This is a genomic window from Flavobacterium tegetincola DSM 22377, assembly GCF_000425485.1.
Lineage (GTDB): Bacteria > Bacteroidota > Bacteroidia > Flavobacteriales > Flavobacteriaceae > Flavobacterium > Flavobacterium tegetincola.
Window position 1 is genome coordinate 264,588 of sequence record NZ_KE384383.1, and the last position, 13,073, is coordinate 277,660.

At 34.9% G+C, this 13,073-nt stretch carries 16 protein-coding genes; 5 read left to right on the forward strand and 11 right to left on the reverse strand.

What is annotated here, in order from left to right; genetic code table 11:
- Positions 1-44 precede the first annotated feature (44 nt).
- The 4 genes from H602_RS0110815 to H602_RS0110830 all read left to right on the forward strand — a co-directional run bounded on the left by H602_RS0110815 (position 45) and on the right by H602_RS0110830 (position 2,913).
- A complete protein-coding gene (locus tag H602_RS0110815; protein ID WP_026978008.1) occupies positions 45-980 on the forward strand; it encodes a UDP-3-O-(3-hydroxymyristoyl)glucosamine N-acyltransferase in 936 nt (311 codons plus the stop codon).
- Positions 977-1,339: a hypothetical protein gene (locus H602_RS0110820; protein ID WP_026978009.1), complete on the forward strand. Its 363-nt coding sequence runs from the start codon at positions 977-979 to the stop codon at positions 1,337-1,339. Before H602_RS0110815 ends, H602_RS0110820 begins: the two co-directional genes overlap by 4 nt.
- Positions 1,340-1,437: 98 nt before the next feature.
- On the forward strand, positions 1,438-2,313 hold the full coding sequence (gene sucD, locus H602_RS0110825; protein WP_026978010.1) for a succinate--CoA ligase subunit alpha: 876 nt from the start codon (positions 1,438-1,440) through the stop codon (positions 2,311-2,313).
- Positions 2,314-2,484: 171 nt separating this feature from the next.
- On the forward strand, positions 2,485-2,913 hold the full coding sequence (locus tag H602_RS0110830) for a hypothetical protein (protein WP_026978011.1): 429 nt from the start codon (positions 2,485-2,487) through the stop codon (positions 2,911-2,913).
- A 415-nt stretch (positions 2,914-3,328) separates the two neighbouring features.
- Here the strand turns inward: H602_RS0110830 and H602_RS0110835 are convergent, their stop codons facing one another.
- The 11 genes from H602_RS0110835 to H602_RS0110885 all read right to left on the reverse strand — a co-directional run bounded on the left by H602_RS0110835 (position 3,329) and on the right by H602_RS0110885 (position 12,144).
- Positions 3,329-4,093: a phosphatase PAP2 family protein gene (locus H602_RS0110835; protein ID WP_026978012.1), complete on the reverse strand. Its 765-nt coding sequence runs from the start codon at positions 4,091-4,093 to the stop codon at positions 3,329-3,331.
- A 191-nt stretch (positions 4,094-4,284) separates the two neighbouring features.
- Positions 4,285-6,558 (reverse strand): CotH kinase family protein, encoded by a 2,274-nt coding sequence (locus tag H602_RS0110840; RefSeq protein WP_026978013.1) that lies wholly within the window; start codon positions 6,556-6,558, stop codon positions 4,285-4,287.
- A 57-nt stretch (positions 6,559-6,615) separates the two neighbouring features.
- Entirely contained in the window at positions 6,616-7,272 is a 657-nt protein-coding gene (locus H602_RS0110845; protein ID WP_084404246.1) for an SCO family protein, read from the reverse strand.
- A complete protein-coding gene (locus H602_RS0110850) occupies positions 7,262-7,732 on the reverse strand; it encodes a toxin-antitoxin system YwqK family antitoxin (RefSeq protein ID WP_245574941.1) in 471 nt (156 codons plus the stop codon). Before H602_RS0110850 ends, H602_RS0110845 begins: the two co-directional genes overlap by 11 nt.
- Positions 7,733-7,823: 91 nt before the next feature.
- A complete protein-coding gene (locus tag H602_RS0110855; RefSeq protein WP_026978016.1) occupies positions 7,824-8,669 on the reverse strand; it encodes a YHYH protein in 846 nt (281 codons plus the stop codon).
- A gap of 28 nt (positions 8,670-8,697) precedes the next feature.
- Positions 8,698-9,021, reverse strand: a complete 324-nt coding sequence (locus tag H602_RS18730) for an EF-hand domain-containing protein (protein WP_035759444.1) — start codon at positions 9,019-9,021, stop codon at positions 8,698-8,700.
- Between the two features lie 68 nt (positions 9,022-9,089).
- Positions 9,090-10,109 carry a cytochrome-c peroxidase gene (locus tag H602_RS0110865; RefSeq protein WP_035759447.1) on the reverse strand — a complete coding sequence of 340 codons (1,020 nt, stop codon included), beginning with the start codon at positions 10,107-10,109 and terminating at the stop codon, positions 9,090-9,092.
- Positions 10,106-10,810: an MbnP family protein gene (locus tag H602_RS0110870; RefSeq protein WP_157505035.1), complete on the reverse strand. Its 705-nt coding sequence runs from the start codon at positions 10,808-10,810 to the stop codon at positions 10,106-10,108. The genes H602_RS0110865 and H602_RS0110870 overlap by 4 nt, the downstream gene beginning before the upstream one ends.
- Positions 10,800-11,276, reverse strand: a complete 477-nt coding sequence (locus H602_RS0110875; protein ID WP_026978019.1) for a periplasmic heavy metal sensor — start codon at positions 11,274-11,276, stop codon at positions 10,800-10,802. Before H602_RS0110875 ends, H602_RS0110870 begins: the two co-directional genes overlap by 11 nt.
- A complete protein-coding gene (locus H602_RS0110880) occupies positions 11,276-11,542 on the reverse strand; it encodes a hypothetical protein (RefSeq protein ID WP_026978020.1) in 267 nt (88 codons plus the stop codon). The genes H602_RS0110875 and H602_RS0110880 overlap by 1 nt, the downstream gene beginning before the upstream one ends.
- 53 nt (positions 11,543-11,595) lie before the next feature.
- Positions 11,596-12,144, reverse strand: a complete 549-nt coding sequence (locus H602_RS0110885; RefSeq protein WP_026978021.1) for an RNA polymerase sigma factor — start codon at positions 12,142-12,144, stop codon at positions 11,596-11,598.
- Between the two features lie 120 nt (positions 12,145-12,264).
- Here H602_RS0110885 and fabG point away from each other — a divergent pair, with 120 nt between their 5' ends.
- Entirely contained in the window at positions 12,265-13,011 is a 747-nt protein-coding gene (gene fabG, locus H602_RS0110890; RefSeq protein ID WP_026978022.1) for a 3-oxoacyl-[acyl-carrier-protein] reductase, read from the forward strand.
- Positions 13,012-13,073: the final 62 nt, after the last annotated feature.

Genomic DNA, 13,073 nt, shown 5'->3' on the forward strand with positions numbered 1-13,073 from the left:
TATACAGGCAACCGACAACTTTTTTTCATCATATATCAAAAACAATGAAGTTTCCTAAAGCACATTCACTTAAACAAATTGCCGAATTAATCGATTGTGATTATGTGGGTAACGAAGATTTTCCAGTATTGGGAATGAACGAAATTCACGTAGTAGAATCAGGCGACATTGTTTTTGTAGACCATCCAAAATATTACGATAAAGCATTGCAATCAGCAGCGACGATTGTTTTAATTAACAAAGAAGTAGCTTGTCCTGAAGGCAAAGCATTATTGATTTCTGACGATCCATTTAGAGATTTTAATAAATTAACGCGATATTTTAGACCTTTTCAGGGAACAAATGTTTCCATTTCGTTAAGTGCTGAGATTGGCGAAGATACTTTCATTCAACCCAATTGTTTCATTGGTAATAATGTGAAAATCGGAAAAAACTGTTTGATTCATTCCAACGTTTCTATTTACGACAATACTATAATTGGAGATAATGTGATCATTCATGCAGGTTCGGTTTTAGGAGCGGATGCTTTTTATTACAAAAAAAGAGCGGATGGTTTTGACCAATTGCTTTCTGGTGGACGTGTTGTAATTCAAGACAATGTAGGTATTGGAGCACTTTGTACCATTGATAAAGGAGTGACAGGCGATACCACAATTGGTGAAGGAACAAAATTAGACAATCAAGTTCATGTAGGCCATGATACGGTTATTGGCAAAAGATGTTTAATTGCTTCACAGACTGGAATTGCCGGATGTGTAATTATTGAAGATGAAGTTACTTTGTGGGGACAAGTAGGAACTACTAGCGGAATTACCATTGGAAGTAAAGCTGTGGTAATGGGGCAAACGGGTGTGACAAAATCAATTGAGGGCGGTAAAAGTTATTTTGGAACTCCAATTGAAGAATCGCGTGAAAAATTAAAACAACTGGCTTATATTAAGAAGATTCCAGAATTAATTGAAAAGATTAAGAAACTATGACAGCAAAAAAAATAATTAAAAGTTTTTATAAGTCGGATGCATTTATAAATGTAGCGGAGATGGACTCTTTTTTGCATGAAGAATTTTTGTTGGAATGGCAAAGTAGCAAAGGTCTGGTTAAAATGAACAAGCAAGAAGCCTTAGATTTTACCAGAGAAATGAGTGTTTCATACGTACGGACGAAAGTCAAAATTCATTCGATTGTTAAAGATAAAAATCATGTTGCCATTCGCTTTTCACACTTTGTAAAGACGGTCGAAAATCCGAGGGAAGACATTCTTTTGGCACACTTCTTTGCTATTTTTGAATTAAAAGAGGATAAGTTATTCAACTGTTATCAGATGAGTCAACTTAATTAAATTTTTGTGCGATTAAAGTATTCAAAAAACTTTCCAATTAGGCATCAAAATCGTACTTTTGCCACACTATTTCAAAAAATAATTTAAAAGATATATTTATGAGCGTTTTAGTCAATAAAGATTCTAAAATAATTGTCCAAGGTTTTACAGGAAGCGAAGGAACTTTTCACGCTTCTCAAATGATTGAATACGGAACAAACGTTGTAGGTGGAGTAACGCCAGGAAAAGGTGGTTCTACACATTTAGATCGTCCGGTTTTCAATACAGTTAAAGATGCTGTAGAACTAGCTGGAGCGGATACAACTATTATTTTTGTACCACCTGCTTTTGCAGCAGATGCAATTATGGAAGCGGCTGACGCTGGTATCAAAGTAATTATTGCAATTACTGAAGGTATTCCTGTTGCAGATATGATTAAAGCTTACGCTTATATTCAAAATAAAGACTGTCGTTTAGTGGGTCCAAACTGTCCAGGTGTGATTACTCCAGGTGAGGCTAAGGTTGGTATTATGCCAGGTTTCGTTTTCAAAAAAGGTACAGTTGGAATCGTTTCTAAATCAGGAACGTTAACATACGAAGCAGCAGACCAAGTTGTAAAACAAGGTTTAGGAATTACAACAGCTATCGGAATCGGTGGAGACCCAATCATCGGGACTACTACGAAAGAAGCAGTTGAGTTATTGATGAACGACCCAGAAACTGAAATTATCATCATGATTGGTGAAATTGGTGGTCAACTAGAAGCTGATGCTGCTAAATGGGTTAAAGAAGACGGTAACCGTAAGCCAGTTGTAGGTTTCATCGCAGGTGAAACAGCTCCAAAAGGTAGAACAATGGGTCACGCAGGTGCTATTGTTGGTGGTGAAGATGATACTGCTGAAGCTAAAAAACGCATCATGAGAGAATGTGGTATCCACGTAGTTGACTCTCCAGCTGAAATTGGTTTAAAAGTAAAAGAAGTTTTAGGTTCTTAAGAATTTAGAAAATAGAATATAGAGAATAGAATTGAAACTATTCCTAAAAATACAGAAGACTCCACTTTACGGTGGAGTTTTTTATTACAACAATCACACGGATTACTTTAGCATCTTAGTTCTTCATAAAAAACTTCGTTCCTTTGTGTCTTCGTGGCAAAATAAAATATAATGTACAAAGAATTAAAAAAGTTTAAAACTCAAAATACCTTCACGTTTACACAAGAAGACAGTTTAGAAACAGTTTGCAACGCTCCAGAATCGGGCAGTGGTGTGTTTATGGTATATGCAGTAGATGGTGAAGAGAAGGAACTAATTATGGTAGGTTCTACCGGTACCGTTCAAAACGACGGAACTTTAAAAAACAAAAATGGCGGACTTTACGATAAAATCGTGAATGGACACCAGTTTGCTAAAACAGGAAGAAAGTATTCTTGGCCAGCTCAAATGAAATTAGAAAACATCGAAAGATTAGAGGTTTCATGGTACGAAACGTTCAACGAAAAAAACAAAGCAATTCCAACCGCTGTGGAAGGACAAATGTTGCAAAACTTTATGGATGAAAATGGTAAGTTGCCAAGATGGAATGTAGCGTTCTAGATTTCATATTGAATATATAAATTAAAGTCTTACAGTTTGTGAGGCTTTTTTTGTGGTTTAGAAATTACAATCAAATTAAACATTGCCCGCGTTTTCAATCTTTGTTTTATTATATATGACAACATATTTCAATTCACCACGGTTAAAACCGTGGCCCATATTTTAAAAAATATTGCCCGCGGTTTCAACCGCGGTTTTATTATATAAATATATTCCTCAGTATCCGTCGGCTATAACACGGCCCTTATTCTAATATAATATTTCGGTTTCAACCGCGGGTTTACTATATAATAACTCAATTTCTCTCGGTTTTAACATGGCGCATATTTTGATTAAACATTGATTGCGGTTTCAACAGTGGGTTTATTATATAAACATACCTCATTTACCCTCGGCTTTAACCGAGGGATATTTATCAAAATACCATCACATATCCAATTCCGGTTTGTTTTCCATTATAAAAAGGAACAATCATCGAAGTCGTTTTATCCTCTTTAGTAAAGAGGTGTTTCTTTAAATACGGATACATCCAATAAACTGCTTTAGTGCTCAAAATCCCAATTCCAGCACCCATTGCTACATCAGAGAGCCAGTGCCTACCGTTATAGATTCGGAAAAGACCAGTTCCCGCGGCAACGGCAAAACCCGATATACCGTACCAAATATTTACATCTTTATATTCTTGCCACATAAATTCTGCTCCTGCAAAAGCTGTTGCCGTATGACCAGAAGGAAAGGAATTGTTAGAACTTCCATCTGGACGCTTAATTTTTGTCCAACTTTTAATACCTAAAGTTGTAGCAGACATAATAAGATACGAAGTTCCTAAAATTAGGGAACGGTCTTTTAAATTGTTTTTACCTTCTATACCAATATTGTTAAGTAAATAAACCGAAGCCGCTGGGGCATATTGCGAGAAATCGTCTATCGTGATTCTCTCATCAATACTTTCTTTCAGTTCGTCGCGAAGTTCTACATTAATTAATTTTAGATAATCACTCTCAATAGCCACTACGCCATAGGTCATTAAAACTGCAGGAATAATTAGTTGCTTGGTAGAAAACTTCAATTGTACTGTATCAACTGCTTGTTTGGCAATAAAAACTGAATCGATTTTAGTTTGCGAAAATGTATTTAATGTAAGTAATAGTGCTACTGAAAACCAATTAAGACGAAACATCATAGTAAGTATTTGAAATTAATCTGCAACAAATTAACGTAGAATAAATCTTCAGATTACAGCGATGAAGTCATCTTAAGGGAAACTTAATTTCAAAAGCTTGAAATTAGCTTGGTGAAATAGATTCAAAAAAAAAGGCTTAAACTGAATGAACAGCTTAAACCTTTTGAACAAAAAAAAAACCAACTTACTTATCTTTTTACCACCTTAATAACCGATTGCTTGTTGACTTGAACCAAGTAAATCCCGTTGGCATAATTACTTAAATCGACTGCTACTTTGTTCTCATTTGCATAAGCACTGCTGAATAATGTTTGCCCTTGCATATTGATGACCGAAATGCTTTCGATAGCGAATGCGTCATTGGAGATATTCAAGATATTCGATGTTGGGTTTGGATACAATTTCAAACTTGATTTAAAGCTTTCAAATTGACCTACACTCAAATTACCTTCATTATTTGCATTAAAAGTTGGTGCTTGAATTACAAAACTTCCAGTTCCATTAGGAATTCTTGCATAACCCATATCTGTAGTTTGTGCACCAAAAATGATGTTTTCTATAATGGTTCCGTCAGGGTATGACAAGATACAGTTTTCGCCACCAGCAGAAAATTTAAAATCTGCATGTAAACCAGTTTCTGTAAGATCTTGGTCTGCCCAAACTATTAAGTAGGAGTGAGGAGCAATTGTAGTTCCAGTAGGAAATTGCCATTTCAATAGATTTGTTTGTGAATCTGAAGCATATAAATTATCTAAACTTAATGTAGTGTCGGTGTTATTGTACAATTCAAACCAGTCTTCGTAATCGCCATTGTCATCCATAACTGTTACGCTATTGGAAGCCATAATTTCATTGACTACCAATTGACCTGCTGTAATGGTTGGGTAAGTGGCATTGATCGTATAAAATTCATGTTCGGCTCTTTCTGGAGAAAACTTACCTACGTTCGCATTTTCTGCGTAGATATAGTATTGAATGGCTACATCAGCAACGGTTATTGTTGCACCATATACATTATCATTAGCGGTTCCATCATTGTGAGCTCCATCGTCAAACATTTGTACTTTACTAAAAACGGCATTTTTATTTGAGCGATACCCTAAATAAACAGAAGATGTAGTTGTATTTGTAACCGCAGCTGTTACAGAAACGGTGCCGCCTACTGAAGGACTTGTTGAAGAAGGTGTAACATTTGATATACTCGGCTGTGTATTGGTAAAGTCGGATAAAGCACTTAAGTAGGTGTTCCTTGCAGACATCAAACCGCTCAAACCGGGTTCTGTATTATTTCCTACAGAGACATCCGAAGTTAAATTAGTGGCAATATTTGATTGATAGCTAAATTTATTTACGTCTAAAGAAACAGCGGCACTAATTAAAGTTTGTAATGCTTGAGCATCAGTTAAATAACTTCCATTGGAAACGGCTTCTGCCAAAATAGTTTTGTAATGTGCCAAATATCTTTTCTTATAAGTAGGAACAGCTAATAATTTTTGAACTAAAGGCCATGTGGATTCTGTTGCGTGTAAAGTAGGAGATAAGGTTTTTTTGGTAGCTGTTGACAAATTTCCTCCAGCAGAACCCGTATTTCCAAAAGTACCAAAACACATGTTCAAATCCCAAATAATGGAGTTGAACTGTCCGTTATCTGCTTTATACAAATAATAATTTTGTTTGAACTGTCCAATGTAGCTGTCTAAATTTACAAATACATTATCAAAAGCCAACATCCATAAAGCGCGATCTACATCTAGAACAGCTTCGATATTTGCAGTATTTGCTGAGGTTGTTGTGGACAAAGTACTCGTTAAAGCAATTAAATCATCCCAACCTGTATCTGATTTGATATCATATGCCGCTGCATAACTAGCACTATTGGTTCCTAGATATTGCAAAGTAGGCAAGCTCGTGGATTGAGGTCCTGCACCGGCTGGCGGACTACAATCAAAAAAGGCATTGGTTTTAGAACCAAAACGATTGTCAACAAACTTCTTAGAAATCGATTCTACATTGGTGTATAAACCAATATAAGTTCCATTTACAAATACCTTTGCATAGTTGGCCAAAGGAGTATCCATGTAGTTTCCTAAAATCTTATAGGCTAAAGCTTCTCTCACAAACGAAGGGTCGAAGATGACATTGTTTAACTTAATATCCGTGTAGCCTTGGTAGTTTTGGTCCTCATAAGTATCCAATTCTATGTGCCAAGGGTTCTTCACTTGACTGGCACTGTAAGAACTATTTCCTTTATATTTTGCACCAACATTGTTGAAAATAGTTCCATTAATAGCAACGGATTGTGCAGAAATATATCCGTCTGAAGCTTCAGCAGCATCCAATAAAGCGTCCCAATTGCTTTCCGCAAAAGTGATTTCGATAGTTTGTATTGTATTTAAATCGTAAAAATTTTGTGCAAATGTTCCGTAAGTACAGAATAACAGCAGTAGGGTAATTTTTTTCATGTTTTTGTTTCTTATTCATAGTTTAGACGAAGGTTTTGTTTTTTTCTTGCGCGAAATTTATTCTTTTTTCAAAGTTTTAATATCAGCTATTAATTGCTGCATCGCCGTCTTATTCAAACCATTATAAATTCCTCTAATGTGTCTGTTTTTATCCACTAGGATAAAGTTTTCAGTATGCAGAAATTCATCATCGCTTTTATTGAAGCCTAAATCTTCTTCAACAAAGTAGGACTTTCTTCCCAAGTTGTATATTTCGCTTCTGTCACCTGTAACAAGATGCCATTGACTGGAATTAATACCTCTTTCTGTTGCATATTTTTTTAGTACAGAAGCAGAATCAATATCTGGAGTTACAGAATGTGATAAAAGTTTTATTTCGTTATCATTTTGAAACGCTTCTTGCAAAACATGCATGCTCTTTGTCATTTTTAAACAAATTCCAGGACAAGTGGTAAAGAAGAAATCGGTTACATAAATTTTATTAGTAAACGTTTCATTGGTAATGGTGTCACCTTCTTGATCTACTAATTTGAAGGAAGGAATGGTATGAAAGTTTTTCAAGGAATCGCTATTAGCTGAAAACCATTTGGGGGTAAAGGTGGCTTCACTGTAATAGGGTAAGGCTTCCACACGACTTTCGACGACTTCTTTTTTGTTGTCTTTGCATGCTATAAAAAGCACTGACGCAAGGATTATTAATAAACTATTTTTCATACTGTACAATTTCATCATCCAATTCATAACACAAGTTGGCTCTTTTTAAACCGAAAATACGTCCGTTTTTGGCTTCATAATTATTATAAATCTTACCGTTTTCGCGATAGGCTTTCTGCAAACCTTCTTCTTTTCCATTAACAAGCGTAATTTCTTTAAAAATAGCTCCCGATTTATACCATTGCTTTTGAATACCATCTGAAATGCCGTTTTTAAAATACGATTCAGAACGTTTAATACCGCTTCTCCACCATGTAGCAGAAACACCGTTTAATAAACCATTTGAATAATTGGCTTCATAGCTGATTTTTCCATCGTTATACCATTTTTTAAAAGTGCCATTTCGAAGACCTTCTATGTATTGAATCGATTCGGCTTTTTTATTATTGGGATAATAAGTGGTAGAAAACCCAGTAAAGAGCTCGTTTTTATAATAAACAAGCCCTTTATTTGGGTTCACAACCAAATCAACTTTACGCACTTCGATATTCGGATCTTGAATACCGGAGTTGCAGGAACAGCTAAAAATAATTAGAACTATAACACAACTTTTATTGAATAGAACTTGCCGTACCTTGATAGTTTCCTGGAAATAAGATGTAATATTGATTAAGATATAGTTCATTTTGTATGTGATAATGGTATTCTGCAGTCGTAGTATGTTGCGTTGTAGAAGTGTGTCCGCCTGAAGCATCTAAATCTGTTGGGTATGTTCCTGTTGAGTTGCATTTTCTACCATAAAGGAAAAAACCATCTGCTATAATACCAATTAATTTGTTGTCATTGTTGGACCAACTTTTTGGTTCTAAATGGTAGTGGTAACTTTGAGGACCTGTGTGAGCTCCATCATTGTCCAATGAACCCACTGCGTTATTTAAAGGAATGTTTGGCCCTTCCTCATCGTTATAAATTACAGCACCACTTATCGCAATTCCGATTGCACCTAATCCTGTGGCTGAAGAATTCGTAGCTTTCGTTGGATTAGCCTTAACAATTAAACTATACGACCCATTGAAATCATCGATGTTTCCCGGTGCCATTTGCGAATAATCGTCATTTAATGGCGCAACAAATAAAGGATGATTTACTGCAGCTGCAGGAGTGGTTAATGAATTCCCCATCGGGTCTACAGCACTTCTAGCAGTAGTATTGGACCAATAGGGAGAAGTATGGTTTGGCATTCCGTTGGTTTCAATAACTACGTTTGTGCCATTCAACATTACGGAAACATTATCTGTGTCAAATTCTGCAAATGCTTTGTGCAATTCAGTAGTTTCGTCGATAATCCCACTATCCGTTTTGCTATCGTCGTTGTTGCTACAGGCTAATGTCAAGATTGAAAATAAAGCGATTCCACAAATTGCGCTGTAAAACTTGGTGTTTTTTATAAAATTCATAATGTATTTGATTTAATATTAATTAGTACTATCTTCTTGGTTGGCCACCTTGACCACCACCTGGAGGACCTTGTCTTTCTGGCTTTGGTGCATTTGCCAATTCTTCTTTGGAAATGAAACCGTCCTTATTAGTGTCAATTTTAGTAAAATCATTTTTTAAAGGACCTTGAGCTTCGTCTTTCGAGATTTTACCGTCTTTGTTGGTGTCGAGTTTTGAAAGTACTTCTTCAACGTTAGGTTGTCCTTTCCCGTTTTGACCTGGTCGTTCATCAGATTCAGTAATCGGTTCGTCTGTAGATTTGCATGAAATGGCTATTGCAGCCAAAAGCAGAATTAAATTTATTTTTTTCATAGTATAAATGGGTTTACACTTATTTAGACGAAGCTTTAATTTAATTCTTGCGGTATTTGATAAAAATTTTATCTCGGGAAGGAAAAACGAGGATTAAATAAGAACTCTTTGTCGGTTAAAGTCTTTAAGAAAGCCAAGAGTTCGGTTCGTTCATCATCAGAAAGAAGCATAGGTTGCTGTAGTTTTGGAGATAAAGTAGCACTTTTTTCGATTCCAGAATTGTAATGTTTAATGACTTCATTTAATGTTTCAAAACGTCCGTCGTGCATATAAGGAAAGGTAAATTGAACATTTCGTAAGGTAGGAACTTTAAATTTTTGTCGGTCTGTTTCTTTTTGTGTAATACGCATTCTTCCTACATCATTTAATGTCGTATCTATTGACAATCCATTGTTTTCAAAACCATCATTGGTAAACAAAGGTTCTTGATGGCAAGAAGCACAATTTCGTTTGAAAACAGCATATCCTTTCTGTTCCATATCCGTAAATTGTTCCTCTTTTCGTAAAACTTTATCGTATTTTGAATTGGAAGTTGTAAGCATCACAACGAATTGCGAAATTGCTTTTAAAGTAAGTTGTCCTGTGATTTTTTTTGTTCCAAAAGCATCTTGAAATAAGTGCTGGTATTTTTCCGATCGTTGCAATTTTGAGACTACATTTTCGAGCGTTTCGTCCATTTCCACTTCGCTTGTAATCGGATGAATGGCTTGTACGTCCAGATGATTCACGCCACCGTCCCACATAAAAGTTTTAGACCAAGCAAGATTCATTAAAGTCATTGAATTTCTGGTACCAATTCGTCCTTCAATTCCATGGCTCAAATCGTGGTCTACATGTGTAAAACCAGTTTGTTGTAAATGACAACTTGCACAAGAAATCGTGTTGTCACGAGATAAAATCGGGTCGTAAAATAAGTTGCGTCCCAATTGAAAACCTTCTTCGGTTAATGGATTGTTTTTGAAATCATAAACCGGCTTTGGAAAACCTTTAGGAATTTCAAAATAAAGAGGAGTGAAGTAGATTTGTTTAAATGAAAAGCCTCCAAAAACCAATAAGCTAAGAGTCAGTATAAAAAGTAATTTCTTCATTGAACAGAAAACATGTTTTTGGCTATATCAGCTATTTTCATCGCTTCTTTTCCGGGAATCATAATGGCATTGGTTTCAGATAAACGAATTTCGCTAAATAATTTTGCTAGGTCAACTTGAATCGTAATTTCATTATTTTTAATGCTTTTTTCGTTGAAAATAATACTCATTTCTCTCATGGCATAATAGGGTTCTGAATAGCCTCCTACATGGAATTGGAATTTATTTTTCCGGGTCAAACAGCTGGAACTTTTACCTTCAATTTTAAAATTGATAAAACCACTTTGCCAAGCCCAATACATGCCGTTTGTAGCATCTAAGGCACCTTCCATAGCGCCAGAAACACTAGCTAAACTATCAACACCTATATTGAATTTCAATCCCGTAATTTTTTTTTTAGATGTGTTGTTTATGGAAAACTGTTGACTTTTAGGTTTTTCAATATCAATTAAATGATAGGGATTTTCTTTTTCGTCCATCAAGTCGTTCTTATAAATCAACTGCGGTTTTGACAAATACATTTTTATTTTGTCAAATGTTAACGTGTCATTTTGCTTGGAAATATAAGTGGAGTTCAATTTTAAATTAGCTCCGTCAAATTGAAATTGAACATGAACTAAAAGGCTATCACTTTTGGTTTGAGAGAAAACACTCAAACTAGTCCATAATAATCCAAATAGAAGTAAAGTTTTAAGGTGCACGATTTAGGTCTTGAGGTGGCGGTTGTCGACTAAATATTCTAGATAACTCAGTTGTTAAATTATTGTAATCGTCCATTTGCTCCGGTTTGCACAATTTCTTAATTGCTAAAAAGTGATTAAAGTGAAGTTTTTCGATAGTAGCTTGTGTAGTTGCGATTTCTAAAAATAGTGCATCGTTTTGTTCGCTAGAGTTCGATTGACTCAATTCTTTGTATAAATTGTTTTTAAATGCGTTCATTTGATTGTCTAACTTAGAAATAGCTTGACTATGTTCTTTAATTAAAAGCTCGTATTTCGCAATCTGTTCTGCGTCAAAATTTAATTTATCAATCACAATTTCGCGTGGCATCTTTCTTACTCCAGGTCTGTCATGAGGTTTTTTTGATATAAAAAAAGATAAAGTAATCACATTAATCACAACTAATATAACCACTAAAACCGTTAATAATTTAGTCTTGCTCATCATTAATATAATTGATTGTTTGCAGTGGAAACCAATCCACTTAATTCTTCGGAAGTATTTGATGCAGCACTTGAAGTTGACAAAATACCTGCATTTAAAGAAACCAATAGCACAATTGAAGCAGCAACTAACCAAGTGATATAATTGTCTACCGGCTTTTCTGCTTGAATACGACTTTGTATTTTGCTAAAAACAGCATCACTCGGAGTTACTTGCTGTATCCCATTTGTACTATTTAAAATTTTTTCTATAAATTGATCTTCGTTCATAATTTACTGTATTTATAATTTCGGTGCTTGTACTATATCTTAGACGACAATAATTATTTTTTCTTGCGGTATTCTTGAAATTTAGTTGATAATTTTTCTTGTAGGCTTTTCTTAGCCCTAAAAAGTAGCGATTCTACAGATGAAATACTAAATTCCATAATTTCAGAAACTTCAGGATTAGTAAGTCCATCCACTTTGGAAAGTAGGAAAGCTGTTTTCTGATTATCTGGTAACGTATTGATTACATCAAACAATATTTTAGCATCTTCCTTGTTTTCCATCAATATTCCAGGATGCTCAAATGTACTGATGTTGTTTACTTCAAATTCTGAGTCTGACTTTCTTCCAAAAATAAAAAAACGTTTTTTACTGTTTTTTTGCTTTATAAAATCAAGCGATTGATTGATCGTTATCCTATAAATCCATGTTTTTAAGGTAGAATTGTTTTCAAATTTATCTAAAGATTGATGGACTTTTAAAAATACATCTTGAAGTACTTCTTCTGCATCTTCGGTATTCTGTAAATAGTGAAGCGCCACATTAAATACCAACTGTTTATAATCGTGGTAAATGGAAGTAAATTTTAAATTGTGTTTACTCATTAATATAGCTTAATGCAAAGTATGAAGTGCCAAATATAAATGTTTAAAAATAGATACACTTGTTTTTAAAACCTTAAAATAATACTATATTTGAACTTTATATTTTTAACAAGATTTGATATGAAATTACTAGAAGGAAAAACAGTCATCATCACAGGCGGAAGTCGAGGAATTGGTAAAGGAATTGCAGAAGTTTTTGCAAAAAATGGTGCAAATGTGGCATTTACATATAGTTCATCTGTAGCATCAGCTGAAGAGTTGGAAAAAGAGTTGAACGCCATGGGAGTTCAAGCAAAAGGATACCAATCCAATGCTGCAAAATTTGACGAAGCAGAAACATTTGTTCAAGCCGTTTTGGCTGACTTTGGCAAAGTAGATGTATTAATCAATAATGCAGGAATCACCAAAGATAACTTGTTAATGCGTATGTCCGAAGCCGATTTTGACCAAGTAATTGATGTCAACTTGAAGTCGGTTTTTAACATGACAAAAGCCATCCAAAAGACCTTTCTAAAACAACGTTCGGGTTCTATAATCAATATGAGTTCGGTAGTTGGCGTTAAAGGAAATGCAGGTCAAACCAATTATGCTGCTTCAAAAGCAGGTGTTATTGGTTTCACAAAATCAGTCGCTTTAGAGTTGGGTTCACGAAATATTCGTTGCAACGCCATCGCTCCAGGTTTCATCGAAACAGAAATGACGGCTAAACTAAACGAAGACGTTGTAAAAGGTTGGAGAGAAAGTATTCCTCTAAAACGTGGAGGTAGCACTGACGATGTAGCAAATGCATGTCTGTTTTTTGCCTCTGACATGAGTACTTACGTAACCGGTCAAGTCATGAATGTTTGTGGTGGGATGTTAACTTAGGAGGGTTAAAAGTTTAGGAGGTTAAAAGGTTAGAAGTCTAGATGTTTAGAAGTTTAAATGTG